Genomic DNA, 25,085 nt, shown 5'->3' with positions numbered 1-25,085 from the left:
GGAAGATCTTTACCGCCGCTTGAGGGGCGTTTGCCCGGACCGAGGCGGGAGCCCTCGGCCCGCCGTCGGCCGGTCCGATTTCCCTAGGGTTTTCCCTGTACGCCCCGCTGTGGCCGCGCCGTCCTTGACCTTGTCGCAGCGTCAAGGTCTCTACTGGCCCCATGCGCATCGGAGAACTCGCCGCCCTCGCCGGGGTCAGCACCCGCACGGTCCGGCACTACCACCGCATCGGGCTGCTGCCCGAGCCCGCGCGCCGCGTCAACGGCTACCGCGACTACGGGCTGCGCGACGCCGTCGGGCTCGCCCGCGTCCGGCGGCTCGCCGAACTCGGCCTCGGCCTGGAGGAGATCGGGGACGTGCTCGCCGACGACGCCGGCAAGGACCTGGCGGAAGTGCTCGCCGAACTCGACGCCGACCTCGCCCGCCAGGAGGAGGCCATCCGCGGCCGCCGCGCCCGCCTGGCGGAACTGCTGCGCCAGGCCGGGACCGGCGGGCTTCCCGCGGAGGGCCCCGTCTCCCCCGAACTCGCCGCGCTCTTCGCCGACATGGCCCGCGTCACCGCGGACCTGCCAGGGCCCGAGCCCGCGATGGCGGCCAGGGAACGCGAACTGCTCGCCCTCCTCGAAACGGCGGCCGGCCCGCAGACCCGGGGCTGGCTGACCGGCCTGCTGCGCTCCATGGACACCGGCCCGGACGCGATGCGCCGCGCGTACGCGGTCTACGCGCTCATGGACGAGCTGGCCGGGGCGCCCGTCGACGACCCCCGGGTCGGCGAGGCGGCGCGGGCCATCGCCGACGCCGTCCCGGACGAGATCGTCGCCGCGATGGCCGGCACCGGTGAGGACGACGTGGTGGCGGCCGCCGGGCAGGGCGGCTTCGTCGCCGCGTTCCTCGACGACCACGCCCCCGCCCAGGCCGAGGCGGTGCAGCAGGCGATCCGGCTGCTGCGGGAGCGTGCCCGATGAAGAGAGGCAGGGGCTGGGCGCTGGGCCTGCTGCTCTGCGCGGATGCCGTGCTCGCCGCGTGCTTGTCGGCCGGGGTGCCGGTGCCGCTGCTGGTGCTCCTGGGCACGGAACTCTGCCTGGCCGTCGCGTCCGCGTGGCGACTGACGCGCCTGGTGCGGACCCACCACGCGGCGAGGCGCCGGGGCGAGTCGTGGTGGGCCGCGCTGCGGACGGCCGTGCGCGACGCGGTGCCGGTGGCCGTGCGGCGGCTGATGTGTCACGAACTCGCCCTGGCCGCCAGCCTGTTGCGGTGGATCGCGGGACGGCCGCGGCACGGCGTGGGCAAGGGCGCGACCCCGGCCCCGTACGCCGGGGCGCAGACCGCGACCCTCCACGGCCTGCTTTTCGTCTCCGTGGTCGAGACCGTGATGCTGGCGCTGGTCATTCCCTGGCCCGCCGTGCACGCCGTTGTGCTCGTCCTCGACCTGTGGGGCTGCTTCTTCGTCCTGGCGCTGCACGCGGCCTGCGTGGTCCGCCCGCACGTCGTGGAGGCGGACGGCTCGCTGCGGGTGCGGTACGGCGCGCTCGTCGACATCCGGGTGCCCGCCGGGCGGATAGCGGCGGCCCGCGTCGACCGGCGCTTCCCCGGCGGACTGCTGCTGACGCTCTCCGGCGACGGCACCGCGGACCTGATCGTCGGCGGCCAGACCACCGTGACCGTCGAGCTGACCGAACCGGTGGCCTTCCTGCGCCCGCTGGGCGCACCCGCCCGGGCGGACGTGCTGCGCTTCCACGCCGACGATCCGCGCGCCGTCGTCGCCGCCCTGGGGTGGGCGGGCCGCGGGGGCTCGGGTAACGTGGCGTCGCCCGCAGTGGACGGACCGAGGAGGTGAGACCCATTACCGCCATGTCAGGTTGGGTGCTCCCCCCGTACGGCTCCGCTGCCACTCCGGCGTAGGAGACCGCGAGAGCGCCCTTCGGCATCCCGAAAGGCCTTCATGCCCGCATTGCCTCCTTCCGTGCCGCCCACCCCGATCGATCACCTGGCCGTCGTCGCCGCGCTCCGCGCCGCCGGCTGCGTCTTCGCCGAGGACGAGGCGCGACTGCTCCTCGCCGCCGCGCGGACCCCCGCCGAGCTCGCCGTCATGGTCGAGCGCCGTACGTCCGGCTTTCCCCTCGAACAGGTCGTCGGCTGGGCCGAGTTCCGCGGTCTGCGCATCGCCGTGGACCCCGGTGTCTTCGTGCCCCGGCGCCGTACCGAGTTCCTCGCCGGCGAGGCCGCCCGGCTGGCCCGCCCCGGCGCGGTCGTCGTCGACCTGTGCTGCGGTTCCGGCGCGGTGGGCGCCGCGCTGGCCGCCGAGGTGGAGCGGCCGCGGCTGTACGCCGCCGACATCGATCCCGCCGCGGTCGCCTGCGCCCGCCGGAACCTGGCCGCCGCGGGCGGTGAGGTCCACGAGGGCGACCTCTACGAGCCGCTGCCCGCCCGGTTGCGCGGCAGCGTCGACATCCTGGTCGCCAACGCCCCGTACGTCCCCACCGGGGCCGTCGGTCTCCTGCCCGCCGAGGCCCGCGACCACGAACCGCTCACCGCCCTCGACGGCGGCCCCGACGGCCTCGACATCCTCCGCCGGGTCATCGCCCGCGCCCCCGACTGGCTGGCCCCGGGCGGCCGGCTCCTCTTCGAGACCGGGGAGCGGCAGGCTCCGGCGGCGGTCGAGGCCGTCACCCGGGCCGGCCTTCGCGCGCGCGTCGCTGTCTCCGAGGAATGGCACGCCACCGTGATCGTCGGCACCGCGGCCCCGTCCGTATAAGGGTCCGCGGAGAAAAGTCCCCGCCGGAATGGGACCAAGGTCCCGTCGGCGCGCCGTCGAAAGGCCCGGCCGCCGAAAGGCGGAAAGTAAGAATGGGGGAAAGCGCGAAAGGGAGAAAGTCCCGGCCCGCTGAGGGGAAAGTCCCGGCGCCAGGAAGGGAAAGTCCCCCGCCCGTGTGAAGGGGAATCTGCCGCCTCTCCGCCGGCCTTCCGCGCTTCCTCTTTGTGCCGCGCCCGCGCGGGCGCGCGGGCGCGCGTAAGGGGGGTGTCCGGCGCCGGTCGCGGTGCCGGCGCCGGTCCGCCGCGCAGGGGCCGCCGCCCCGGTACCGATGTGCCGGAGCGGCGGCCCCTCGGCGCGTTCGCCCACGTCTGCTGGGGGCTGCACCTCTGTGCGGGGCCTGTGTCGGCACGGTGGGCAAGGCCCCGTTGCGTCGCCGTCGCGCGGGGGCCGGACACGCAGCGCCACGCCCCGGTCGCGTGGTGCGACATCGCCCGGGGATTCGTGACCGGGACCACGTGGCGCCGGTCACGCCGGGGGTGATTTGTGGGGGTTTGCGTGTGACGTGGCAGATATGGCGCGCGCCACAATCCGGCTCTCTTAGTAGTCCGCGGCCCTCAATTCCCGTCCGGTGACTGGGCGGCGGGACTTTGGACCCTGAGGGCACTACTAATCACGGTCGTAAGAGGGGGCATTGACCCCCGCCAGGAATTCGGCCAACAATTCATGGCGTACCCCACGGAAAAGGAAAGAAACGAATGCAGATCTCCTCCATGACGAAGTTCGCCTCCGCCGCCAAGGCCAAGAAGATCTCCCTCGGCGTCGTCGCTGCCAGCGCCGCCGTCGTCGCCGGTGGTGTGGCGATGGCCCCCACCGCTTCCGCCGCTACGACGCACTCCGGCTCCGTCAACGCCTGGATCAACCAGAGCCTGGAGATCATGCACAAGAACGGCATCCCGGGCACGTACAACGGCATCTACAAGAACCTGATGCGCGAGTCCTCGGGCAACCCGTCGGCGATCAACAACTGGGACAGCAACGCGGCGAAGGGCATACCGTCGAAGGGCCTCATGCAGGTCATCGACCCGACGTTCAACACGTACCACGTGCCCGGAACCTCCCACAACATCTACGACCCGGTCGCGAACATCACGGCGGCCTGCAACTACGCGGCCCACCGCTACGGTTCGATCGACAACGTCAACTCGGCCTACTGAGGCCGCGCGCGACAGCGCCACGAGTGTGTGCCCGTGAAGAGTGCCCCCGGCAGTGCCACTGCCGGGGGGCGCTCTTTTTTGTGTCCCCGGACCGCTTCCCGGGTCCGTGCTTGACACCGCCGCGGGGCCGACGCATCATCGTTCCACTAATCAAGTAGTGGAATGGTGGTGCTGGGAACGTGGAGTTCCGCATCGACCGGCGGAGCGGCGTCGCCGCCTACCAGCAGATCGTCCAGCAGACCAAGCAGGCACTGCGGCTGGGCGTGCTGGAACCGGGCGACCGGCTGCCGACGGCCAAAGAGGTCGCGGAGAGCAGCGCGGTCAACCCCAACACGACGCTGAAGGCCTACCGGGAGCTGGAGCGGGAGGGGCTCGTCGAGCCCCGTCCGGGCCTGGGGACGTTCGTCCGCCGGTCGCTCGCCCGCCCGCAGGCCGGGCCGGACTCGCCGCTGCGCGGCGAGCTGGACGAGTGGGTGCTCCGGGCCCGTGCCGCGGGCCTGGAGCGGGACGACGTGATCGCCCTGGTCACGTCGGTACTGGAAGAGCGGTACGCCGATCCCCTGGCGTCCGCCGCGGGCACGGAAACGCACGGGAACACGGGAAGCGGGAAGCGCGGATGAGTGAGGGCATGGATCTTCCGGGACCACCGGAGGAGTCGGCGATCGAGGCCTACGGCGTCGGGAAGAAGTACCGCCGGGGCTGGGCGCTGCAGGACTGCTCCTTCCGGCTGCCGGCCGGCCGGATCTGCGGTCTGGTGGGGCCCAACGGAGCGGGCAAGACGACGCTGATGAGCATCGCCGCCAATCTGCTGGAGCCGACCGCCGGAACGCTGCGCGTGTTCGGCGCGGCCCCCGAGTCGGCGGAGGCCGGCCGCCGGGTCGCCTTCCTCGCCCAGGAGAAGCCGCTGTACAAGCGCTTCACCGTGGCCGAGACGCTGCGCATGGGCCGCGAGCTGAACCCCGGCTGGGACCAGGCCGCCGCCGAGGGCATCGTGCGCTCCGGCAACGTGCCGCTGAACGCGCGGATCGGCACCCTGTCGGGCGGCCAGCGCACCCGTGTCGCCTTCGCCGTCGCGTTCGGCAAGCGTCCCGACCTGCTGCTCCTGGACGAGCCGCTGTCCGACCTGGACCCGCTGGTGCGCCACGAGATGATGAGCCTGCTGATGGCCGAGGTGGCCGAGCACGGCACGACCGTCCTGATGTCCTCGCACATGCTCGCCGAGCTGGGCAGCATCTGCGACTACCTCATGGTCATCGCCGGCGGCGGGCTCCGCCTCGCCGGCGACGTGGACGAACTGCTCTCCGCCCACGCCCTGCTGACCGGTGTCGCCGACGGCGGTCCGGGCGTGCCGGCCGGCCTGGAGCACCACACGTTCGTCGAGTCCCGCGTGAACGGGCGGCAGTTCACCGCCCTCATACGCCCCGACGGGCCGGTCGGCGCCCCGTGGCAGGCCGACACCCCGAACCTGGAGGAACTCCTGCTCGCCTACCTGCGCAACCCCGGGGCCCCCGCGCTGATCAGCCCCACGGCCCGGGTGGCGGTGGCGGCATGAGCACCATGACCGAGCCGAGGACCCCCGCCGCCGCCCCGGCCGGGGCGACCCGCCGCCCGCACCTGAGCGGCATGACCTGGCTGGTGTGGCGGCAGCACCGGGCCGCGTACTGGACGCTGATCGCCCTGACCGTGGCCGGAGTGGCCGGGATCGCCTGGCGGCGTTCCGCCCTGACGGACTACCTCGCACCGTACGGCTGGCCCCACCTGAAGTCCGACGACTGGGTCCAGGGCTTCACCGCCTACTCCCAGCAACTGAGCCAGGCGGGCCTGGCGCTCAGTTTCGTCCCCATTCTTCTCGCCGTCTTCATCGGCGCCCCGCTGCTCGCCCCGGACCTGGAGAACGGCACCGCCAAGCTGATCGCGGCGCAGTCCGTGAGCCGGGTGCGGTGGATCGCCAACAAGCTCGTCATCACCGGGCTCCTCCTGGTGATCGGCACGACACTGCTCTCGGTCGCGTACGCCTGGTGGTGGGAGCCGGCGAAGAGCCAGGCCGGGTGGACCGAGGCCGGCTACTTCGACACCACCGGTCCGGTACCGGTGGCGCTCACCCTGTTCCTCGTCGCCGCGGGCGTCCTCGTCGGCACGCTGCTGCGGCGCACGCTGACGGCGATGGTGGTGACCTTCTTCTTCGCGGTCTTCTCGGAGGTCGTCTGGAGCCTGACCCGGCTGCACCTGGGCACCTCGGTCACCGTGGCCACCCACCACGCCGCGGGTCTGCCGGGCCAGTCCCCCGCACTGCCGGCCGGCGCGTTCGAGATCGACTCCAACTACGTCACAGGCTCCGGCAAGCTGATGGGCTGGGGCACGTGCGCCAAGGAGGCGGACGAGAAGGCCGTCGAGGTCTGCCTGCGCAAGCTGGACGTGGTGGGCTGGTCGACCGAGTACCTGCCCATCTCGCAGCTGTCGACGATGCAGTGGCTCGGCGCGGGCATCCTGTTCGTGCTGACCGCCGCCCTCGTCGCGGTGATCGTCCTGCGGGGCCGCAGGCGACTGGTCTGAGCCCGGCGCCCGGACCCGGCTCCCGTCCCTCACCAGGGGCGGGAGCCGGGTCCTCGGCGCGTCACGGGTCTTTACAGACGTACCCGCCTCGGCCACCCTTCTCCTCCATGACGTCCGTCCCGCCGCAGGTCACCGCAGCCGTCCACGCCACCGCCGAGCGGATCGCCGAGCTGCTCCGCCCCTGCGCGGACGCGTCCGTGCGCATCCCCGGGGCCCAGTGGACGGTGGGCGAGGCGGCGGCGCACCTCGTGCTGGCGAACGAGCTGATGGCGGCGCTCGCGGGGGGCGACGACCGGCCCTACGGCGACGGCACGGCCGGCAGCCTCGCCGCCGCCAACGCGGCCTCGCTGGAGGCGTACCCCGAGCGCGACCCGGCCGTGCTGGCCGAGGGTGTCGTGCGCCACGCCAAGGCGTTCACCGAGGCGGCGGCCGGCCGCCCGGCGGAGCAGCCCGTCCTCACCCCGCTCGGCCCGATGGACCTGGCCACCCTCGGGTCGTACCTGGTGGCGCACATGCTCGGTCATGGCTGGGACATCGCCGCCGCGCTGCGCCGCCCGCACATGATCGACGCGGCGGCCGTGGAGGCGACCGTGCCGTTCGTCATGACCGCCATGCCCCGCGTGCTCAGCGCCGCGGCCGACGGCCACACCGCCTGCTACGACCTGCGGGTGCGCGGCGGCTCGCGCTTCGCGGTCACCTTCAGCGGCGGTGCCGCGGAGGTCACGCCGGAACTCCCCGGCCGCGCCGACGTGACGATCGTCGCCGAGCCCGTGACGTTCCTGCTCATCGCGCTCGGCCGGCGCACCGCCACCGGTGCCGTGGCCCGCGGCAAGATCCTCGCCTGGGGCCGCAAGCCGTGGCTCGCGCCGGCTTTCCCGTCGCTGTTCACCGCGCCCTGAGGCGCGGCGGTCCCGGGACCGTTCAGGCCGCATCCGCGGCGACCGACTCGTACACCGACCGCGCCTCCGCGCCCAGGCGCGGGCCGGCGAGCCAGGTGGCCGCCGGGGGGCCGATGGAGGTGTCGCTGACGAGCGCGAGCGTGCCGTCGGGCCGCTCGGCGAACCAGCCGCCGCCGGAGGCGCCACCGGTCATCGTGCACCCGATGCGGTAGAGCGACGCCCGGTCGGCGCGGAGTGACAGCCGTCCGGGACGGTCCTGGCAGGAGAACAGCCGCTCGCCGTCGAAGGGCGCGGCCGCCGGGTAGCCCCAGGCCTTCATCGCGGGGACGGCGCGCGTCGGCGGGGCGTCGAACCAGACGGGAGCGGCCGCGCCGGTCGTCTCCTGGAGGGACGCGCCGCGGCCCGGCATGCTCACGTGCAGCACCGCGTAGTCGCCCGGTGAACCGGCGCCGCCGGTCGGGGCCCCCTCGGCGGTCCATTCCGCGGAGGTCGCGGCCCGGTCCGCCCACCACATCCCGAAGGGCGCGACCTCGTCCGTCCCGGCGGCCGCCCGGTCGCCGCCGCGCAGCCCCCGGTCGTTGTACGAGGGCACGAAGACGATGTTGCGGTACCAGGTGCCCCCGGCGCCGCCGTGCACGCAGTGCCCTGCCGTCCACACCAGGCCGGAGCGGCCCGGGCGGGCCGGATCCTCGACCGCGGTGCCGGAGCAGACGGCCGGCCCCTGGGGGGTGTCGAAGAAGACCCTGCCCAGCACGGGAGCGCTGTCGCGGTACGGCGTGCGCTCGGGCACGGCCGCCACGGGTGCGGGTTCCGGGTCGGTCCCGCCCGCGTCGGCGCCGAGACCGGCGGGTACGCGGGTGTCCGCCGCAGCGGCCCCGGCCATCCGCTCCGTTGTCCACAGGCCGGGGACAAAGGGGTTGGAGAAGCCGGGCAGCGCCTGCCGTGCCGGGCCGGAGCAGCCGGTCGCTGCGGCCAGGGCGAGCAGGACCATCAGGCAGACGGCGGTCCACGGACGCCGGGGTGCGGAGCGCATCGTCGAGTTCCTCGCGTAGGGGTGGGCACGTTCGGGGTGGAAGCGTTCCGCCCCGAAGGCCGCGGGCGGGGGTCAGTTGAAGAAGCGGACGGACTTCACGGCCGGGAAGCCGATGGCCGACAGGTCGTTGACGTCGCCCTGGACGACCAGGGACGTGCCGGTGCAGTCGGGGCCGTCCCAGATCTTGGCGAAGCCGCTGATCTGCAGGGAGCCGGAGAAGCGGACCGGCCGGCAGCCCGGGCCGGTGATGCCCTCGGCCGGGTCGGCGAAGTTCGCGGAGTCGAAGAACGTGGCGCTGGTCGCGGGTGCGGCCGAGGGGCTCGCGCCGTCGTTCTGACCGCCGTTCTGGCCGTTCTGGCCGCCGCCCGCGGCCCGGCCGGCCTTCTGCCCGTCCGGGGTGACGCCGAACCACGTGCCGCCGACGCCCTGCCCGTTGGTGTCGCCGGGCTCGGTGTCCTTGCTGAAGAGGTAGACCGGCCAGCCGCCGATCGTCACCTGGAAGGCGCCGTCGCGCGGGACGAAGCCGATCGCCGACTTCCGGATGCCGTCGATGAAGACCTTGCCGCCCTTGGCGACCAGGTAGGGGGGCCACGTGCTCGCGCAGGCGTCGAAGCAGGTCGACCGCGACGGATTCGCCGAGTCGTTGTCGAAGCGGTAGAGCGTGAAACCGGCCCCGTTGAGCACCACCGGGTCCAGCGCCCCGGCCCTGCCGGCCGAGAGCTGCACCCACGTGCGGGCCACCGGCTTCCGCGCGGCCGCCGCGGGGGCGGCGCCCGGCGCGAGGTCGCCGGTGTTCGGCTGCGCGTGGTTCTGCTGAGCGGTGCCGGACCGGAAGGACAGGTCGGCGGCGCCGGCCGTCGGTGCGCTCGACGCGGTGGTGGCGCCGTTGCAGGCCGACAGCAGGAGCATGCCTGCGGCGGCGAGGGAGGCGAGTGCGGTGGCGCGCGTGCGGAACATCGTGGGAACCCCCGGGGTATCGGTTCGGTCGGCGCCCCGGCGTCCCCGGGGCGGTTGCACACCCCTGCCACGGACCGCGCTCCGGACCGGTTCGGACGGGATCACGCGGAGACGTGACCGTGACGATTCCCGGATCGCCCGGAGGCAATCGTCAACTTCGGGTTGACGATCCTCGATGCGTCAACCTAAGGTTGACGCATGACGCAACCCCTTCGGCTCGACGACCTCATCGAGGCCATCAAGAAGGCCCACCCCGACGCGCTCGACCAGCTCTCCGACGCGGTCCTCGCCGCGGAGCACCTCGGAGACGTGGCCGACCACCTCATCGGCCACTTCGTCGACCAGGCCCGCCGCTCCGGCGCCTCCTGGACCGACATCGGCAAGAGCATGGGCGTCACCAAGCAGGCCGCCCAGAAGCGCTTCGTCCCCGATCTCGACCCCAGCCAGGGCTTCAGCCGCTTCACCCCCCGTGCCCGCAACACCGTCATGGCCGCCCACACCGAGGCCCGCACCGCGGGCAACGCCGAGGTCACCCCCGAACACCTCGCCCTCGGCCTGCTCGCGGAACCGGAGGGCATCGCCGCCCGCGTCTTCACGGCGCAGGGCCACGCCCTCCCCGCCGTCCGCGAACACCTCACCGCCGCCCTGCCCCCCGCCGCCGGCCAGGTCCCCGAGGTCGTCCCCTACGACCTCCGCTCCCGCAAGGCCCTCGAACTCACCTTCCGCCAGGCCCTGCGCCTCGGCCACAACTACATCGGCACCGAGCACATCCTGCTCGCCCTCCTCGAACTCGAGGACGGCACCGGCCCCCTCACCACCCTCGGCATCGACAAGTTCACGACGGAGACCGCCGTCACCGAGATGGTCGCCGCCGCGGCCGCCGCCCGCGGCGGGGAGTGACCGCGCGGGATGGAGCGGCCGGAGTACGTGCTGCGGCCCGTCGGGCGGGTGGAGTCGCCGCTCAAGCGCAGGCAGGACGCGCCGAAGCAGGCGGACGAGGGGGCGCCCGAGGCGTGGCTGGTGTTCGAGCCGGCGGTGGCGGAGGGGCTGCGCGGGCTGCGGGCCGGCATGGAGGTGCTGGTGCTCACCTGGCTGGACCGGGCGCGCCGGGACGTGCTGGAGGTGCGGCCGCGCGGGGAGCCGGACCGGCCGCTGACCGGGGTGTTCGGGACGCGGTCGCCGGACCGGCCGAATCCGGTGGGGCTGCACCGCGTGGAGATCGCCGAGATCGACGGGCTGCGCGTGCGGGTGCGCCGGCTGGAGGCGCTGGACGGCACGCCCGTGGTGGACGTCAAGCCCGTGCTCGGGCGGTTCGACGAGCGGTGACCAGGGGTCCCGGGCGGCGCCGCGACGGCGTCCGGGACCTCGTCCCGTACCCGGGGACCCACGTCAGACGGGGGCGGCGTCGCGGGGGTCGACCGGCAGCGGGGTGAAGGGCAGCAGTTCGTCGCGGCCCGGCTGCACGACGCTGTACGTGCTCTCCGGCATCTCGTGCCAGGCGTCCGGCAGGTTGCCCAGGGGCTCGGAGACCACCAGCCGGGTCGCCGGGGAGACCTCCTGCAGCCACCACAGGTCGGGGTGCAGCTCCTCCAGCGACTTCACGCGGCTGCTGTAGAACAGCGAGCGCGACCTGCCCTCGCTGGAGTAGCGGAACGCCCACAGCCGTTCGCCGTCGGTCACCGCCACGGTCATCTGCATGGGGAACTCCACCCCGTGCTCGTGGCCGACCTGCTCCACCAGGCCCACCATGCGCGCCACGGCGTCCGGCGCGTTCTGGTCCAGGCCGAAGCTGAGGGCGAGCAGGAACATCACCTCGGAGTCGGTGGACCCCTCCAGGCGGGAGAAGAGCACGGGATCGATGGCGATCGACAGGTCGCGGCGCAGCCGGTGGAAGTCGGTGATCGAGCCGTTGTGCATCCACAGCCAGCGGCCCAGCCGGAAGGGGTGGCAGTTGGTCTGCTGGATCGCCGTGCCCGTGGAGGCCCGTACATGGGCGAAGAACGTGGGCGAGGTGACGTGGTGCGCGATCTCCCGCAGATTGCGGTTGTTCCAGGCCGGACCGGTGTCGCGGATGATCGCGGGGGTCTCCAGTCCGGGCGAGTACCAGCCGATGCCGAAGCCGTCGCCGTTGGTCGTCTCGACACCCATGCGGGAGTGCAGGCTCTGGTCGATCAGAGAGTGCTGGGGCTTGTACAGAATGTTGTCGAGCAGCATGGGTGTGCCCGAATAGGCCAGCCACCGGCACATCAGCACCACCCTCTTCCCCGGGTGTCCCCTCGTTCTCCCCCTTCTACTTCTTTACCCCCCTTCGTGTCCTGCCGCAGGCCGAGACCCGCCTCACTCGGCGACGGGGCACGGGTTCCGCGTGATCGCGGTGGGCGGGATGCGGATCGGCGCCCCCGGAACGCAGCCGTCCGCAGGCCGCCTGGGGGACCTCCCGATGCCGCGGATGCCACGTGAGCGGTCCGGAACCCCCGAGGGGGGAGCCTTCGGGCCGCCCGGTCCGTAGGCTCCGCGGCATGCTGCTTCGTCAACTGGAGTACCTGGTCGCGCTCGCCCGCGAACGGCACTTCGCACGCGCCGCGGAGGCCTGCTACGTCTCCCAGCCCTCGCTGTCCGCGGCGATACGGAAACTGGAGCACGAGCTCGGGGTGCCGATCGTGATGCGCGGCCGCCGCTTCGAGGGCCTGACGCCGGAGGGCGAACGGGTGCTGGCCTGGGGGCACCGCATCCTGGCGGAGCGGGACGCGTTGCGGCAGGAGCTGTCGGAGATGCGCGGCGGGTTGAGCGGCACACTGCGGATGGGCGCGATCCCCACGGCGCTGACCGCCGCGTCGCTGCTGACCACGCCCTTCTGCGCCCGGCACCCGCGGGCGCGGGTGAGCCTGGAGTCGCTGTCCTCGGGGGACATCACGCGCCGGCTGGCGGACTTCGAGCTCGACGTGGCGATGACGTACCTGGACGACGACACGCTCGTCCACGTCCGGAAGTTCCCGCTGTACGAGGAGCGTTACGTCCTGCTGACGCCCGCGGACGGCGCCCCGGGCCCGGGCCCCGGCCCGGACCCGGCGGAGAAGGTGAGCTGGGCGCAGGTCGCGGCGCTGCCGCTGTGCCTGCTGGCGCCGCGGATGCGCAACCGGCGGATCATCGACGCGTGCTTCGCCGCCGAGGGCGTGACGGCCGATCCGGCGGTGGAGTCCGACACGGTGGCCGGTCTGTACGCGCACCTGGCGGGCGGCCGCTGGTCGAGCGTCATCTCGCACGCGTGGCTGCACATGTTCGGGGTGCCGGACGGCATGCGCGTGATGCCGCTGCGGGGTCCGGCGCGGGGACCGCGGGTGGGGCTGGTCGTCGCGGACCACGAGCCGGGGTCGGTGCTCGGCGGGGCGCTGCTGGAGGTGGGGCGTGAGGCGGGTGTGCGGGACGCGCTGGACGAACTGCTGCACAGCTACCTCGGACGGCGCTGACCGCAGGTGATAGACGCCGCCTATCCCGGCATAGCGACAATCGCTTTGACCTGCGGAATCCCTCGCGAGGATGGTGAAAGGCACCTTCCGGCAACGGTGTTGAGGAGCCGCGATCATGGCCAAGGTTCTCTGTGTCCTGTACGACGACCCGACCGACGGGTACCCGACCACGTACGCCCGTGACGACCTGCCCCGCATCGACCACTACCCCGGCGGGCAGACCACGCCCACCCCGCAGGACACCGACTTCACCCCCGGCCATCTGCTCGGCAGCGTCACCGGGGAACTGGGCCTGCGCCGCTTCCTGGAGAGCCGCGGCCACACGCTGGTGGTCACCTCCGACAAGGACGGCGACGGGTCGGTTTTCGACCGGGAACTGCCGGACGCCGACGTCGTGATCTCCCAGCCCTTCTGGCCCGCCTACCTCACCCCCGAGCGCATCGCCGCCGCCAAGAACCTGAAGCTGGCGGTCACCGCGGGCATCGGCTCGGACCACGTCGACCTGGACGCGGCGATCGCGCACGGGGTCACCGTCGCCGAGGTCACCTACTGCAACAGCATCAGCGTCGCCGAGCACGTGGTGATGATGACGCTGTCCCTGGTGCGCAACTACCTGCCCTCCCACAAGGTGGTGCTGGACGGCGGCTGGAACATCGCCGACTGCGTGGCCCGCAGCTACGACCTGGAGGGCATGCACGTCGGCACGGTCGCGGCCGGCCGGATCGGGCTCGCGGTGCTGCGCCGGCTGGCGCCCTTCGACGTCAAGCTGCACTACACGGACCGGCACCGGCTCCCGGAGGAGACCGAGCGCGAGCTCGGCCTGACCTGGCACGCCGACACCGCCTCGATGGTGCCGCACTGCGACGTGGTCACCATCAACGCGCCGCTGCACCCGGAGACCGAGGGCCTGTTCGGGGACGAGCTGATCGGCACCATGAAGCGCGGCGCGTACCTGATCAACACCGCGCGGGCCCGGATCGCCGACCGGGACGCCATCGACCGGGCACTGCGCAGCGGTCAGCTGGCCGGCTACGCGGGCGACGTCTGGTACCCCCAGCCCGCACCCGCCGACCACCCGTGGCGGACCATGCCGCACCACGGCATGACCCCGCACATCTCCGGCTCCTCGCTGTCGGCGCAGGCACGCTACGCCGCCGGCACCCGGGAGATCCTGGAGTCCTGGCTGGACGGCAAGGCGATCCGCGACGAGTACCTGATCGTCGACGGCGGGGCGCTGGCCGGGACGGGCGCGCACTCCTACTCGACCTCCGCGTCGGCGGGCAGCGCCTCCTGACCGGGCCGGCAGGGGCCGGCGGGGCCGTCAGACCGTGTCGATGTGCACGCTGGTGGACTTCACGCGGGCGGTGGCCTCCATGCCGACCTCCAGGCCGAGTTCCTCGACGGCCTCACGGGTGAGCAGGGACACCAGCCGGTGCGGGCCGGCCTGGATCTCCACCTGGGCCGCGACGTCGCCGAGCTTCACGGCGATGACGATGCCGGGGAAGGCGTTGCGGACCGAGGTGTGCGACACCTCGTCGTCGGCGCCTCCCCCGGTGCGGGCGAGCTCCACCGAGAACGCGGCGAGGTCGCGGCCGTCGATGAGCCGGCGGCCGCCCTCGTCGCGGTGCGTGGCGACCCGGCCGGCGTCGGCCCACCGGCGCGCGGTGTCGGGGCTGACGCCGAGCAGCCGGGCGGCCTGGCCGATGGTGTAGGAGGGCATGTCGGATTCCTCTCGCCTCGGCCCGACGATATCCCGCCGTCCGCCCCGGGAGGCGGGGCACCGCCGCCCGCTCCCGGGGCCGCGTCACACCGCCGCCAGCGCCTCCGTCGGCGGCAGCCGCGAGGCACGGACCGCCGGGTAGACGCCCGCGGCCGCGCCCACGACCAGCGCGCCGAGCACACCCGCGGCGAGCGCGAGCGGCGGCAGGACCGGCGGCCACGACCGGGAGAGCGCGTAGCCGGCCGTCGCCGCCGCGCCCAGGACGGTGCCGGTGAGCCCGCCCAGGACCGACAGGGCGACGGACTCCGCGAGGAACTGCCCCCGGATCTGGCGGCGGTTGGCGCCCAGGGCCCGGCGCAGGCCGATCTCCCTGCGCCGCTCCAGTACCGAGACCACCATCGTGTTCGCCACGCCGATCCCGCCGACCAGCAGGGCGACCCCGGCCAGGCCCAGGAAGAGGGCCGAGAAGGTCTGCTGTGTGGCGCGCTTGGCGGCCAGCGCGTCCGAGGGGCGGCTGACCTGGACCAGACCGGGCAGTTCGGGGTTGACGGTGGCGGGCAGCACGTCACGCACCGCCTCGATCCGCGACTCGACCGCCCTGACGTAGATCACCGTGGGGTGGCCGTCGAAGCCGAGCGTGTCGCGGGCCGCGTCCCAGCCGACCAGGACGGAGGTCTCCAGCTCGGGGGTGAGCGGCATCGGCCGGAGCACGCCGATCACGGTGAACGCGTGGCCGTCGATGGACACCAGCGGCTCGCTGCCCGGGACGATCCGGTCGAAGCCCAGCCGGGACGCGGCGCGAGGGCCGAGGACGGCGGTCGGGAAGCGCTCGGTGGCGGGGGTGAGGAACCGCCCCGACCGCATGCTGCCGCCGATCGTGCCCAGCAGATCGGTCCTGGCGGCCAGGACGCTCATCCCGATCGAGTCGTTGGGGTCGGCCAGGTCGGAACGCCGCACCGTCGTATGGGTGTTGGCGACCGCACTCGCGCTGGTGACGGGGCCGATGCGGGCGGCCATGGCGTCGGCGGCCTCGGGGAGCAGGGCCTCCGGCCCGCTGCCCGACGGCGGCGGCTGTGCGCGCAGCATGTTGGTGCCCAGCGCGGACAGTTCGTCCATCAGCGCCCGCTGGCTGGAGGCGGGGATGCCGGTGACCACGACGAGCGTCGCGATGCCGATGGCGATGCCCAGCGCGGACAGCGCGGCCCGGGTCCTGCGGGTGCGCAGGCCCAGCAGGCCGAGCCGCAGGACGTCCAGGGGGGCGAGCCTGATGCGCTGGTTCATGCGGGGCTCCCGGCGGGGGTGCGGGTGGTGTCGGAGGAGATCCGGCCGTCGCGCAGTTCGACCCGGCGCGGCAGCCGGGCGGCGACGTCCCGGTCGTGGGTGATGACCGCGATGGTGGTGCCCTCCCGGTTGAGCGCGGTCAGCAGGTCCAGCACGGCCTGCCCGTTGGTGCTGTCCAGGGCCCCGGTCGGCTCGTCGGCGAGCACCAGCGCGGGCTCGTTGACCAGCGCGCGGGCGATGGCGACCCGCTGCCGTTCGCCGCCCGACAGCTGGCGCGGCAGATGGCGGGTGCGGTGCGCCAGGCCCACCCGGGCCAGTGCCTCCTCGGCGCGCGGGCGCCGCAGCCGGCGCGGCACGCCCGCGTACAGCAGGCCGGTGGCGACGTTCTCCGCCGCGTCGAGGCCGTCGGTGAGGTGGAAGTGCTGGAAGACGAAGCCGAGCAGCCGGGCGCGCAGCGCGGACAGCCGGCCGTCGTCCAGCCCGGAGACGGCGTGCCCGGCGATCTCGACGGTGCCGGAGGTCGGCCGGTCCAAGGTGCCCATGATGTGCAGCAGCGTGGACTTGCCGGACCCGGACGGCCCCAGGATGGCGAGCAGTTCGCCTTCCCCGACAGTGAGTGACACCCGGTCCAGGGCCGTGACGTCGCCGGGGTAGGTCTTGCTCACCTCGTGCACGACGAGGACCGGCGCGGTGGGCGGCCGGCTCATGAGGCCGTCACCACGGTCATGCCCTCCCCGACGCCCGGTCCGCTGATCTCGACCAGGCCGTCGGAGAACACCCCGGTCTCCACCGCGACCAGCCCGCCCCCGGGCCGCTGCACCGCGTACCCGCCCTCGCGGAGCGCGACGAGCGCGGTGACGGGAACGGCGAGGACGCCCTTGCGCTCGGTGCTGGTGAACAGGACCTGCACGGAGGCGGAGTCGAGCGCCTTGACGTCCGCGGCCCGCCGCGGCGTGACGGTGACGGCGACCGTGGGCGGGCCGGCCTGGGCCTGCTCCTCGTCCGAGGAGCCGCCCTGGACGGCGCGGGCGACCACGGTGACGGTGGCCGGGATCTCCCGGTTGTCCGGCAGCGTGACGGTGACGGCCTGCCCGGTGCGGACGCCGCCCACATCGGTGGCGTCCACGGTGAGCGCCACGGACTTGGCCGTCGAGGTGTACGTGAGCAGGTCCCCCTCGGCGGGGTCCCCCAGGACGGCGCCGACCGTGTTCACCCGCACCGGCCCCGGCAGGACCACGGCCCGGCCGAGGGCGAGGGTGCCGGTGGCCTGCTGGCCGGTGTGCTGCTGCCACCGCTTCAGCGCGGCGCTCAGGGCGGGGGTGAACTCGTCCCCGCCGGACGCGCCCTCCGCCCCGGCGGTGTGGCGGGAGGACCACGCGGTGTCCCCGATGTCGTACCCCAGGGCTCTGAGGTTGTCGGCCAGCACCGTGACGTCGTGCCCGTGCAGTCCCAGCTTGTCCAGCGGGCGGAAGAACGGGGTGTCGCCGAAGAAGACGGTGACGGGCTGGTCGTCGACCCAGTACAGGGCCTTGCCCCGGGCGGCCCGCGCGCCGGGGGACGGCAGCCGGGTGACCGTGCCCGCGCCCTTGCCGCGCAGGGGCAGCGGCCGCCCGTAGCCGAGGGTGCCGGGCATCGTGCGGCGGGTCGAGAGGTCGGTCCTGGCCACCTTGCTGGTGTGGAGGTGGACCGGCTGGTCGGGCGCGCTCTCGTGGGTGCCGGCCCGCGCATTCCAGGCGACGGTGCCCGCCCCGGCCGTACCGGCGGACAGCAGGACGGCCAGGGTCACCGTGAACCGGTGTCTGCGGCGGACGTGGAGGCGGTGCTCAGCCATGGCCGCCGCCGAAGGACTTCACCTTGCAGCTCAGGTCGAGGTCCGCCATCTTCTCGTCGCTCATGGTGTTCGTGCCGGTGAAGTTCCAGCCGGTGTTGCCGGGCAGCGCCGTGACGTGGAGGCCGCCGTCGTTGAGGCAGGTGACGTAGGCGCGGTAGTCCTCGTCGAAGTCGGGGTTGGTCTCGCGTTCGGTCTCGGGCGGCTGGAGCGGCATCTTGCCGGCGCACGCCTTCTCCGCGGCCTTGGCGGTGGGGCTGTTGTCGTTCTGGTCGACGGAGTAGGGGCCGCGTTGCAGGATCATCTTGTGCCCGTGCTCCTTCAGGCACTTCCAGTAGCCCTCCCAGTAGACCTGCGTCTCGGCATCGGTCATGTCCAGGCGCAGTTGCGGCCGGCCCTGGCCGGGGGCCGTGGAAGGGGCAGGGGCCCCGGAGGCGGGGGACTCGTCCCCGGCGGCGGGGGCGGACGCGGTCTGGAGCGAGGCGACGTCGTCCTTCCCGGCGGCGGTGTCGCCGCCCGGGGAGGAGGAGCCGCCGCAGCCGGCCAGCAGCAGCGCGGCGGCGAGGACGGTGGCGGCCCCCAAGGGGCGCGGGACGCGGCGGGGGATGTGCGAGCGGGTCATGCCGCCCCATCGTGGGCGGCGAATGTGGGGAACCTGTCAGGAAGCGTTCGCGGTCCCTTGGTCCCGGCCCGGAAGCGCCCGCGACCAGGGAAACGCGTCATTTGTCATATCTATACTCCCGGCATGAGCGCACGCATCCTGGTCGCCGAGGACGACACCAAGCAGGCCCAGCTGGTCCGCCTCTACCTGGAGCACGAGGGCCACACGGTGACCGTCGTCCACGACGGCCGGGCCGCGCTGGAGGAACTGCGCCGCGATCCACCGCACCTGCTCGTCCTGGACGTGATGATGCCCAAGGTCGACGGACTCGACGTCTGCCGCATCCTGCGCCGCGAGTCCGACCTGCCGGTGCTGATGCTGACCGCCCGCTGCACCGAGGACGACCTGCTGCTCGGCCTGGACCTGGGCGCCGACGACTACATGGCCAAGCCCTACAGCCCGCGCGAACTGGTCGCCCGGGTACGGACCCTGCTGCGGCGGGCCCGTCCCGCGCCGGCCGCCGCCCCCCGTCCGGATCCCGTGCTCACCGTGGGCGGCATCGCCGTCGACCCGGTGCGCCACGAGGTGAGCTGCGACGGCGAGCCGGTCGACTGCACACCGGGGGAGTTCCGGCTGCTGGAGACGCTGGCGGAGCAGCCGGGACGGGTCTTCACCCGCGAGCAGATACTGGCCCAACTGCACGGGACCGGACGGTACTTCACCGTGCGCACGGTGGACACCCACGTGATGAACCTGCGCCGCAAGATCGAGCCCGACCCGGCCCGCCCGATCCGCCTGCTCACCGTCTACGGCGTGGGCTACAAGCTCGCGGGGGACGTGTGACCCGGCCGGGCCTGCGCGGCAGCCTGGTGCTGCGGCTGCTCGTCCTGTCGGTGCTGATATCCGTCTGCTCGATCGGCGCGACCGCCTGGCTCGCCGTCCGCACCACCGCACGCGCCATCCACCAGGAGCAGGGCCAGGCCTTCGCCGACGACGCACGGATCTACGACGCGCTGCTGGGGCTGGCGGCGGGGCAGGACGACTGGCGCGGTGCGCAGCGGCTGGTCGACCGGCTGGCCCGGGAGACCGGGCACCGCATCGCCCTCACCGACCAGAACCGCCGGCCGTTCGCGGACTCGGCCGCCTCCGGGGACTCCGCCGGGGGCGCCCGTTCCGCGCCGCTGCCCGACCGGGCGTCGGCGACCGTGGACCCCCTCGCGGTCGACTCGGTCTTCGTGCCCGGCGCGGGCGACTCCGACCGCATCGACCCGCGCGCGGTCGGCCCGTTCCGGCTGCTGCGCGCGGAACGCGACCACCTGAGGGGACTGGCCCAACGGGAGGCGGCCTGCCTGCACGACGCCCTCGGCCTCGACGCCACCGTCACCACCACGCCCAGCGGGCGGCCGCGGCTCCAGACCTATCTCGCCCCGCCGCCCGCCGGCTCCGGCTGCGAGGCGGTCGGACTGGACGAGCCCACGGCCACCGAGGCCCGCGCGCTCGCCCGCCTCAACACCCTGGTCGACACCTGCCTCGCCCGCCGCGACGCCCCGCCCGTGTACCTCGCCCTCGACCTGACCTGGACGACCACCGGGTCCCGCAGCCCGGCTGCCCGCCGCACGCAGGCGCAGTGCCTGGCCACCGCCCGCCGCGAGCAACTCACCCCGTACGTCGCCCCGCCCGCGCTGCTCTTCGTCGGCGCTCCCGACCCGGAGGCCGCCGTCCCCTCCTCCCCCTTCGATCTGTCCGCGCCCAACCGGGTGCGGATCGCCGGGGTCGTGGGGGGTGTCCTGCTGCTCACCGTCGCCGTCACCGTCGTCCTGGGCCTGCGGCTCGTACGGCCGCTGCGCGCGCTGACCGGGGCGGCCCGGCGGTTCAAGGACGGCGACGTCTCCGCGCGGGTGGCGGTCACCGGCCGCGACGAGATCAGCCGGCTCGCGGAGGTCTTCAACGACATGTCCCGGCGCCGGGCCGAACTGGAGCGGCTGCGCACCGCCATGGTCGGCGACGTGGCCCATGAGCTGCGGACCCCGCTCAGCACCATCCGCGGCTGGCTGGAGGCGGCCGAGGACGGCATCGTCCCCGCCGACCGGGCCCTGATCTCCTCGCTGCTGGAGGAGGCGCTGCTGCTTCAGCACGTCGTGGACGACCTGCAGGACCTCGCCGCCGCCGACGCCGGCGAACTGCGGCTCCACAAGGGCCCGGTGGACCTCGCCGACCTGCTGCGCCAGGTCGCCGGGGCGCACCGCGGCCGCGCCGACAAGGCCGGGGTCGTCCTCGCCGTGGACACCGCGGACGACCTCGCGGACCTGCACGGCGACCCGGTCCGGCTGCGTCAGGCGGTCGGCAACCTGGTCTCCAACGCGGTCCGCCACACCCCGGCCGGCGGCACCGTCACCCTGCGCGGGCGGCGCGCCGGCGACACCGCCCTCGTCGCGGTCGCCGACACGGGCAGCGGCATCGACCCCGAGGACCTGCCGCACGTCTTCGACCGCTTCTGGCGGGCAGAGAAGTCCCGCAGCCGCAGTACCGGCGGCAGCGGTCTCGGCCTCGCCATCGTCCGCGGCCTCGCGCAGGCCCACGGGGGCACGGTCACCGCCGGGAGCACGCCCGGCGCCGGCTCGGTCTTCACCCTGCGGCTGCCGTTCAGTGGGGAAACGTCCGGGGCGGCCGCTGACGCGGAAGGTCGTCGCGGAACTCCTCGACGACCGAGCTGATCTGCCGGGTGAGCTGCGTGCCCTCCAGCCGGTCGAGGTACAGGTTGCGGCGGGCCAGGCCCACGGCGTCCACGCAGAAGTACAGCGCCATCAGCGGATTGACGAACAACTCGCTGTGCCGGGTGCGCTCGGTGAACTGCACGTTCCCGAACTCGCCCCGCACGGCGGCCGCCACGGAGCCGTTGACGATGCTCGGGTGGTCGGGCGTCGCGGCCTGCGCGTCGGCCACCGCGTCCAGGTAGAGCGCTCCCTCGCGGCTGTCGCGCGGCAGCGAGAACGCGCCGAGGTACGCGCCGTCCCGCTCCAGGGCGGCCAGGTTCTCCAGCACCAGCGTGTGGTTGACGCCGTGGTGGGCGTCCACCCCGAAGCCGAGGCACACCACGAGGCGCTCGGCCACGTCGGTCAGCCCGTGGACGGCGCCGAGGCTCGCCATGTCCTCCTCCGGGGTGCCGAGCCCGTGCTCGTCGCCCCGCATCAGGATGTCGGTGCCGCCATCGGCCAGCACGATCGCGTCGACCCCGCCCAGGTGCGCGATCAGCGCCCGGTAGGCCGCGCGCAGCGGCTCCACGCCCGTCCGCTCCAGCGCGTACACCGTGGACGGCATCCCCCGCGCCTCCAGCCACCGCGCGAGGGTGCGTTCCGGGAAGTACGTGCCCCGCGCCACGGTGTCCGGGCGGATCGCGGCGACGCCCGGCTCGACCCACACCTCCGTGTCCAGGCCGTACAGGTCCGCGAACGACAGGTTGGCCAGGGTCACCTCCTTGCCGGCCGTGCGCAGCGCCAGCGCCAGGGGGAGCCCGGCGTACACGTCGAATCCGCCGCCCGCTCCGGCCACGAGCACCCGCCGCGCGTCCCGCAGCCGTGTGAAGAGGGCCGGCTCGTCAAGGGTGAACACCGGTGGACGGTAACAGTCCCTTCCCGGGGGGCGTTGGGCCGTTCGGGGGAAATCGGCGGCGGGACGCGCGTGGCGACCGGGGAGCGGGTCGCCGGCCGCCGGACGAGATGGGGCAAGCGGTGTATAACCTCGGTGTCGGGGTCGTATGACGGGGACGCCGGTGAAGGGGCCGAGGGATACGGGGAACGGTGAAGAGGATCGCCCGAGTGGGAGTCGTCGTCGCGGGAGCCCTCGGTGTGCTGGGTACCGCGCCCGGGGAGGCCGAGGCCCAGGCGCTCCACCCGGAACCGTCGCTGCTGCACGCGGTCGCGGGCGCGGACGTCGGCACGGTGCTCCAGGCGGGACCCAACGTGGTGTGCGGGCCGCTGATCGGATTCACCTACCACGGCCCCGTGACCTGCGTGAACGGCCCGATCCGCAGCGGCAACAGCCGCAACAGCGGGAATTTCGTCAACCGCGGCAACCCCAACAACAGCGGCAACCTGTCGAGCTCCAACGGCTCCACCGGTTCCAACAACGAGGTCAACGGCGACGCCGTGGACAGCGCCAACTCCACCCAGGTCCTCCGGGGACAGGGCGGCCGGGGCCGCTAGCCGGGAGCGCCGAGTGGTCGGGCACGGGGGCCCGGCGGACAATGGTGGCGCATGTGCTGATTCCGCCCACGGGGGGCGTGAGGATCGAGAGGTCTGCGATGACACGAGCCGTGCGATACGCCCTGGTGACCGCCGGTGCCGGGACCCTGCTGCTGTGCGGAACCGGGCCGGCGTCCGCCGCCGGGTCCACCGACGTCCGCGCCCGCTGCACGCCGGACACCCGGTTCTGCGCCAACGGGCCCGTGAACAGCGGAAACATGAACAACAGCCAGAACGTCACGATCAACGGGACGGCGAACTACAGCGGCAACCCCGACATCGCCATGGGCTCCCAGAACAGCAACAACACGTACGAGGGCCCGGGCGACAACAGCTGGAACAACGTCCAGCAGATCACCCGGGCCCTCGGCGGCTGAGCCCGTTCCGGCCCGTTCCGCGAAGACCGCGCTACGGCGCGGTCTTCGCCCCGTACGTGGTCAGGAAGCGGTTGCGGAAGGTGTCCATCCGCCACACCGGCGCGTCCGGGTGCGGCTGGAGCCCGTCCTGCCAGCCCCAGCCGGACATCCGGTCGAGGACGTCCTTGTCGTGGGCGACGAGGGCGATCGGCACGTCATGGCTCGGGTTCTTCCCGCTGACCATGGTGGTCGGCTGGTGGTCGCCCAGGAAGACCAGCACGGTGTTGTCGTTGCCGTACCGCTCCACCCAGGACACCAGGCTGTTCACCGAGTACTCGATGGACTTGGCGTACTCCTGGCGCACCGAGTGCGCGCTCTTCCAGACGTCGTCGGGGTTCTTCCCCTCCTTGTTGATGGCGTTGAAGATCGAGCCGTCGCCGAGCTCGTCCCAGCCGACCGTCCGCGGGATCGGCGCCCAGGGGCGGTGGCTCGAGACCAGGATGATCTCGCTCATCAGCGGCTTGTCGTGCTTCTGGCCGTGCTCCATGCGCTGGAAGGCCTCCAGGCTGTACTGGTCCGGCACCGGCGACCAGCTGAAGTTGGGGCCCTTGTAGCCGAGGTGCTGGGAGTCGTAGACGTTGTCCAGTCCGTAGAACTTGCCCTCGGGCCAGGACCGGATGACGCCCGGCATGATGCCCACCGTGCGCCAGGCGTCCGCGCGTTGGAAGGCGCCGGTGAGGGTGAGCCGGTCGCTGGAGGTGACGGTGCGGTAGCGCTGCTGGTTGTCGATCCACAGCCCCGACAGGAACGTCGAGTGCGCCAGCCAGCTCCCGCCGCCGAACGTCGGCGAGGTGAGGAACGCGCTCCGCGAGGAGAAACCGGCCGCCTGGAGCCGCTTCGTCCCGTCCGCCAGCATCGCGTTCACCTGCGGTGCCATCTCCGGTGACTCGACGGCGCTGCGGCCGTAGCTCTCCACGAAGGCGAAGATGACGTCCTTGCCGCGCAGCCCGCTCAGCAACTGGTCCGGCGGGACGTCGGCGAACGGGTCGACGGCCGCCTCCTTGGCGAACTTCTTCGAGTCCGCCAGGCTGACCCGCGCCATGTGGATGTGGTCCGCGGCCTGTTCCGCCGTGGTCTTCGCGGCCAGCGGGTCACCGGCGATCCGCACCCCGAAGGCCGCCAGCGCGACCCACAGCGTCCCGAGCACCAGCGTGGCGCGGGTCGCCACGGCACTGTGCCGGGTGACGACGTCGCTCATCCGTACGAGGGCCAGCGTCATCAGCACCAGCAGGGCCACGACCAGCAGGATCGCCCCGATGACGGCGGCGACGGCGAAGGCCTGGCCCGAGGTCTCCTTCAGGTACTCCTCGCCGTCGCTGACCAGGGTCCAGTCCAGCACCGGGTCGAAGGGGCGGTTGAGCACCGAGCGGAAGCCCATGTCGAGGAACTTCAGGATGGTCAGCAGACCGAGGGCGATGCCGAGCACGATGGCGACGATCCGCCGCGGCCGCGGCGGGAGCAGCAGCGCCAGCCCCACAGCGAGCAGGGCCTCCGCCGGGATCCGCGTGAACTGCACGACCGTCAGCTTGTCCAGCGCGTCCGGCAGCAGCACGGCACCCAGCACGAGCACCGCGGCCAGCGCGGTCGTCGCCGCCGCCACGCCCCGCGCGGCCCCCGGATACCGCCCCCGCCACCCCCGCGGGGTCTCGCCCTCGGGCGGCGGGGTGACGGACTCGGCCTCGGCGTCGTCGTCGGTGGCCCGGGCGTCCGTGGCCGTCTCGGGCTCGTCCGCGTCTTCGGCGGCGTCCGGTTCGGCTGCGGCCTGGTCGGCTTCGGCGTCGTCGTCGGTGGAACGGGTCTCCCCGGCCGCCTCGGGCTCGTCCGCGGCGTCGGTCGCCGTGGTGTCGGCGTCCTCGGCCGGTTCCGGGGCGCCGGCGGCTTCGGCGGACTCCGCGGCGGTGTCGACCGGTTCGGCCGGTTCGGCCTTGTCGGGCGGGGCGGCCGGGGCCGTCGTGTCGGCGTCCTCGGGGACGCCGGTTGCGCCGGGCGGCACGTCCTTGTCCGTGCCCGGCGGCTGTTGAGAACGCGTGAAGAGCGACAACCCGAAGGTCCTTCCGTACGAGGCCCCGCTGACGGCGTGGCGGGCCGGAGTGCTGGACCGCCGCTTCTACGGTGCTGTA

General features: G+C 73.5%; 25 protein-coding genes and 1 pseudogene. 16 read left to right on the top strand and 10 right to left on the bottom strand.

Annotated features, from left to right (window positions below; genetic code table 11):
- Positions 1–161: 161 nt before the first annotated feature.
- The 8 genes and pseudogenes from ACFYXS_RS19385 to ACFYXS_RS19350 all read left to right on the top strand — a co-directional run bounded on the left by ACFYXS_RS19385 (position 162) and on the right by ACFYXS_RS19350 (position 7,421).
- On the top strand, positions 162–965 hold the full coding sequence (locus tag ACFYXS_RS19385; RefSeq protein ID WP_389249586.1) for a MerR family DNA-binding transcriptional regulator: 804 nt from the start codon (positions 162–164) through the stop codon (positions 963–965).
- Complete coding sequence (locus ACFYXS_RS19380) at positions 962–1,837, top strand: hypothetical protein (protein WP_389249584.1); 876 nt, start codon at positions 962–964, stop codon at positions 1,835–1,837. The genes ACFYXS_RS19385 and ACFYXS_RS19380 overlap by 4 nt, the downstream gene beginning before the upstream one ends.
- A gap of 105 nt (positions 1,838–1,942) precedes the next feature.
- A complete protein-coding gene (locus ACFYXS_RS19375) occupies positions 1,943–2,755 on the top strand; it encodes a putative protein N(5)-glutamine methyltransferase (protein ID WP_389249582.1) in 813 nt (270 codons plus the stop codon).
- A 911-nt stretch (positions 2,756–3,666) separates the two neighbouring features.
- Positions 3,667–3,969, top strand: a pseudogene (locus ACFYXS_RS19370) (transglycosylase SLT domain-containing protein); the annotation flags it as partial.
- A 179-nt stretch (positions 3,970–4,148) separates the two neighbouring features.
- Positions 4,149–4,589, top strand: a complete 441-nt coding sequence (locus tag ACFYXS_RS19365; RefSeq protein WP_389249580.1) for a GntR family transcriptional regulator — start codon at positions 4,149–4,151, stop codon at positions 4,587–4,589.
- An 8-nt stretch (positions 4,590–4,597) separates the two neighbouring features.
- Complete coding sequence (locus tag ACFYXS_RS19360) at positions 4,598–5,521, top strand: ATP-binding cassette domain-containing protein (protein ID WP_389249578.1); 924 nt, start codon at positions 4,598–4,600, stop codon at positions 5,519–5,521.
- Entirely contained in the window at positions 5,518–6,522 is a 1,005-nt protein-coding gene (locus ACFYXS_RS19355; RefSeq protein ID WP_389249576.1) for an ABC transporter, read from the top strand. The genes ACFYXS_RS19360 and ACFYXS_RS19355 overlap by 4 nt, the downstream gene beginning before the upstream one ends.
- Positions 6,523–6,629: 107 nt before the next feature.
- Positions 6,630–7,421 carry a maleylpyruvate isomerase family mycothiol-dependent enzyme gene (locus ACFYXS_RS19350; protein WP_389249574.1) on the top strand — a complete coding sequence of 264 codons (792 nt, stop codon included), beginning with the start codon at positions 6,630–6,632 and terminating at the stop codon, positions 7,419–7,421.
- Positions 7,422–7,443: 22 nt separating this feature from the next.
- Here ACFYXS_RS19350 and ACFYXS_RS19345 read toward each other — a convergent pair whose 3' ends face one another.
- Together ACFYXS_RS19345 and ACFYXS_RS19340 are read right to left on the bottom strand one after the other, a co-directional pair.
- Positions 7,444–8,454, bottom strand: coding sequence for a trypsin-like serine peptidase (locus tag ACFYXS_RS19345; RefSeq protein WP_389249572.1), 1,011 nt, complete (start codon positions 8,452–8,454; stop codon positions 7,444–7,446).
- 72 nt (positions 8,455–8,526) lie between these two features.
- A complete protein-coding gene (locus ACFYXS_RS19340) occupies positions 8,527–9,411 on the bottom strand; it encodes a hypothetical protein (protein ID WP_389249570.1) in 885 nt (294 codons plus the stop codon).
- 198 nt (positions 9,412–9,609) lie between these two features.
- Between ACFYXS_RS19340 and ACFYXS_RS19335 the strand changes: the two genes are divergently transcribed.
- Positions 9,610–10,311: a Clp protease N-terminal domain-containing protein gene (locus tag ACFYXS_RS19335; protein ID WP_389249568.1), complete on the top strand. Its 702-nt coding sequence runs from the start codon at positions 9,610–9,612 to the stop codon at positions 10,309–10,311.
- Between the two features lie 9 nt (positions 10,312–10,320).
- Positions 10,321–10,737: a tRNA (N6-threonylcarbamoyladenosine(37)-N6)-methyltransferase TrmO gene (gene tsaA / locus ACFYXS_RS19330; RefSeq protein ID WP_389249566.1), complete on the top strand. Its 417-nt coding sequence runs from the start codon at positions 10,321–10,323 to the stop codon at positions 10,735–10,737.
- Positions 10,738–10,800: 63 nt separating this feature from the next.
- Here the strand turns inward: tsaA and ACFYXS_RS19325 are convergent, their stop codons facing one another.
- Entirely contained in the window at positions 10,801–11,658 is an 858-nt protein-coding gene (locus ACFYXS_RS19325; RefSeq protein WP_389249564.1) for a class II glutamine amidotransferase, read from the bottom strand.
- 272 nt (positions 11,659–11,930) lie between these two features.
- Here ACFYXS_RS19325 and ACFYXS_RS19320 point away from each other — a divergent pair, with 272 nt between their 5' ends.
- Both ACFYXS_RS19320 and ACFYXS_RS19315 read left to right on the top strand, forming a co-directional pair.
- The gene (locus tag ACFYXS_RS19320; protein WP_389249562.1) at positions 11,931–12,878 is read left to right on the top strand and encodes a LysR substrate-binding domain-containing protein; all 948 of its coding nucleotides are present in this window, start codon (positions 11,931–11,933) and stop codon (positions 12,876–12,878) included.
- 115 nt (positions 12,879–12,993) lie between these two features.
- Positions 12,994–14,172 (top strand): NAD-dependent formate dehydrogenase, encoded by a 1,179-nt coding sequence (locus ACFYXS_RS19315; protein WP_389249560.1) that lies wholly within the window; start codon positions 12,994–12,996, stop codon positions 14,170–14,172.
- 27 nt (positions 14,173–14,199) lie between these two features.
- On the opposite strand, the gene ACFYXS_RS19310 is transcribed toward ACFYXS_RS19315, so the two are convergent.
- The 5 genes from ACFYXS_RS19310 to ACFYXS_RS19290 all read right to left on the bottom strand — a co-directional run bounded on the left by ACFYXS_RS19310 (position 14,200) and on the right by ACFYXS_RS19290 (position 18,329).
- Positions 14,200–14,598 carry a molybdopterin-binding protein gene (locus ACFYXS_RS19310; protein ID WP_389249558.1) on the bottom strand — a complete coding sequence of 133 codons (399 nt, stop codon included), beginning with the start codon at positions 14,596–14,598 and terminating at the stop codon, positions 14,200–14,202.
- A gap of 84 nt (positions 14,599–14,682) precedes the next feature.
- Positions 14,683–15,879: an ABC transporter permease gene (locus ACFYXS_RS19305; protein WP_389249555.1), complete on the bottom strand. Its 1,197-nt coding sequence runs from the start codon at positions 15,877–15,879 to the stop codon at positions 14,683–14,685.
- Positions 15,876–16,586 (bottom strand): ABC transporter ATP-binding protein, encoded by a 711-nt coding sequence (locus tag ACFYXS_RS19300; protein ID WP_389249553.1) that lies wholly within the window; start codon positions 16,584–16,586, stop codon positions 15,876–15,878. The genes ACFYXS_RS19305 and ACFYXS_RS19300 overlap by 4 nt, the downstream gene beginning before the upstream one ends.
- Positions 16,583–17,710, bottom strand: coding sequence for a hypothetical protein (locus ACFYXS_RS19295; RefSeq protein WP_389249551.1), 1,128 nt, complete (start codon positions 17,708–17,710; stop codon positions 16,583–16,585). Before ACFYXS_RS19295 ends, ACFYXS_RS19300 begins: the two co-directional genes overlap by 4 nt.
- Positions 17,703–18,329, bottom strand: coding sequence for a hypothetical protein (locus ACFYXS_RS19290; RefSeq protein ID WP_389249549.1), 627 nt, complete (start codon positions 18,327–18,329; stop codon positions 17,703–17,705). Before ACFYXS_RS19290 ends, ACFYXS_RS19295 begins: the two co-directional genes overlap by 8 nt.
- A 123-nt stretch (positions 18,330–18,452) precedes the next feature.
- Here ACFYXS_RS19290 and ACFYXS_RS19285 point away from each other — a divergent pair, with 123 nt between their 5' ends.
- Both ACFYXS_RS19285 and ACFYXS_RS19280 read left to right on the top strand, forming a co-directional pair.
- Positions 18,453–19,151 (top strand): response regulator transcription factor, encoded by a 699-nt coding sequence (locus ACFYXS_RS19285; RefSeq protein ID WP_389249546.1) that lies wholly within the window; start codon positions 18,453–18,455, stop codon positions 19,149–19,151.
- Positions 19,148–21,022, top strand: a complete 1,875-nt coding sequence (locus ACFYXS_RS19280) for a sensor histidine kinase (RefSeq protein WP_389249544.1) — start codon at positions 19,148–19,150, stop codon at positions 21,020–21,022. Before ACFYXS_RS19285 ends, ACFYXS_RS19280 begins: the two co-directional genes overlap by 4 nt.
- Here the strand turns inward: ACFYXS_RS19280 and ACFYXS_RS19275 are convergent.
- A complete protein-coding gene (locus ACFYXS_RS19275; RefSeq protein WP_389249541.1) occupies positions 20,952–21,917 on the bottom strand; it encodes a DUF1152 domain-containing protein in 966 nt (321 codons plus the stop codon). The two genes, ACFYXS_RS19280 and ACFYXS_RS19275, sit on opposite strands and share 71 nt — an antisense overlap.
- Positions 21,918–22,123: 206 nt before the next feature.
- Here ACFYXS_RS19275 and ACFYXS_RS19270 point away from each other — a divergent pair, with 206 nt between their 5' ends.
- Entirely contained in the window at positions 22,124–22,510 is a 387-nt protein-coding gene (locus ACFYXS_RS19270) for a hypothetical protein (protein WP_389249538.1), read from the top strand.
- 98 nt (positions 22,511–22,608) lie between these two features.
- The gene (locus ACFYXS_RS19265) at positions 22,609–22,926 is read left to right on the top strand and encodes a hypothetical protein (RefSeq protein ID WP_389249536.1); all 318 of its coding nucleotides are present in this window, start codon (positions 22,609–22,611) and stop codon (positions 22,924–22,926) included.
- 31 nt (positions 22,927–22,957) lie between these two features.
- Here ACFYXS_RS19265 and ACFYXS_RS19260 read toward each other — a convergent pair whose 3' ends face one another.
- Positions 22,958–25,006 carry a sulfatase gene (locus ACFYXS_RS19260; RefSeq protein ID WP_389249534.1) on the bottom strand — a complete coding sequence of 683 codons (2,049 nt, stop codon included), beginning with the start codon at positions 25,004–25,006 and terminating at the stop codon, positions 22,958–22,960.
- Between the last annotated feature and the right edge of the window lie 79 nt (positions 25,007–25,085).

This window comes from Streptomyces sp. NPDC002574, from assembly GCF_042889545.1.
In the GTDB taxonomy this organism is placed as follows: domain Bacteria; phylum Actinomycetota; class Actinomycetes; order Streptomycetales; family Streptomycetaceae; genus Actinacidiphila.
The sequence above is the reverse complement of the archived record's forward strand: the minus strand, read 5'-3'. Positions and strand labels throughout refer to the sequence as shown.

Coding starts and splice junctions, on each gene's coding strand:
- ACFYXS_RS19385 (WP_389249586.1), top strand. CDS start 162: ATGCGCATCGGAGAACTCGCCGCCCTCGCCGGGGTCAGCACCCGCACG.
- ACFYXS_RS19380 (WP_389249584.1), top strand. CDS start 962: ATGAAGAGAGGCAGGGGCTGGGCGCTGGGCCTGCTGCTCTGCGCGGAT.
- ACFYXS_RS19375 (WP_389249582.1), top strand. CDS start 1,943: ATGCCCGCATTGCCTCCTTCCGTGCCGCCCACCCCGATCGATCACCTG.
- ACFYXS_RS19360 (WP_389249578.1), top strand. CDS start 4,598: ATGGATCTTCCGGGACCACCGGAGGAGTCGGCGATCGAGGCCTACGGC.
- ACFYXS_RS19355 (WP_389249576.1), top strand. CDS start 5,518: ATGAGCACCATGACCGAGCCGAGGACCCCCGCCGCCGCCCCGGCCGGG.
- ACFYXS_RS19350 (WP_389249574.1), top strand. CDS start 6,630: ATGACGTCCGTCCCGCCGCAGGTCACCGCAGCCGTCCACGCCACCGCC.
- ACFYXS_RS19345 (WP_389249572.1), bottom strand. CDS start 8,454: ATGCGCTCCGCACCCCGGCGTCCGTGGACCGCCGTCTGCCTGATGGTC.
- ACFYXS_RS19340 (WP_389249570.1), bottom strand. CDS start 9,411: ATGTTCCGCACGCGCGCCACCGCACTCGCCTCCCTCGCCGCCGCAGGC.
- ACFYXS_RS19335 (WP_389249568.1), top strand. CDS start 9,610: ATGACGCAACCCCTTCGGCTCGACGACCTCATCGAGGCCATCAAGAAG.
- tsaA (WP_389249566.1), top strand. CDS start 10,321: ATGGAGCGGCCGGAGTACGTGCTGCGGCCCGTCGGGCGGGTGGAGTCG.
- ACFYXS_RS19325 (WP_389249564.1), bottom strand. CDS start 11,658: ATGTGCCGGTGGCTGGCCTATTCGGGCACACCCATGCTGCTCGACAAC.
- ACFYXS_RS19320 (WP_389249562.1), top strand. CDS start 11,931: ATGCTGCTTCGTCAACTGGAGTACCTGGTCGCGCTCGCCCGCGAACGG.
- ACFYXS_RS19315 (WP_389249560.1), top strand. CDS start 12,994: ATGGCCAAGGTTCTCTGTGTCCTGTACGACGACCCGACCGACGGGTAC.
- ACFYXS_RS19310 (WP_389249558.1), bottom strand. CDS start 14,598: ATGCCCTCCTACACCATCGGCCAGGCCGCCCGGCTGCTCGGCGTCAGC.
- ACFYXS_RS19305 (WP_389249555.1), bottom strand. CDS start 15,879: ATGAACCAGCGCATCAGGCTCGCCCCCCTGGACGTCCTGCGGCTCGGC.
- ACFYXS_RS19300 (WP_389249553.1), bottom strand. CDS start 16,586: ATGAGCCGGCCGCCCACCGCGCCGGTCCTCGTCGTGCACGAGGTGAGC.
- ACFYXS_RS19295 (WP_389249551.1), bottom strand. CDS start 17,710: ATGGCTGAGCACCGCCTCCACGTCCGCCGCAGACACCGGTTCACGGTG.
- ACFYXS_RS19290 (WP_389249549.1), bottom strand. CDS start 18,329: ATGACCCGCTCGCACATCCCCCGCCGCGTCCCGCGCCCCTTGGGGGCC.
- ACFYXS_RS19285 (WP_389249546.1), top strand. CDS start 18,453: ATGAGCGCACGCATCCTGGTCGCCGAGGACGACACCAAGCAGGCCCAG.
- ACFYXS_RS19265 (WP_389249536.1), top strand. CDS start 22,609: ATGACACGAGCCGTGCGATACGCCCTGGTGACCGCCGGTGCCGGGACC.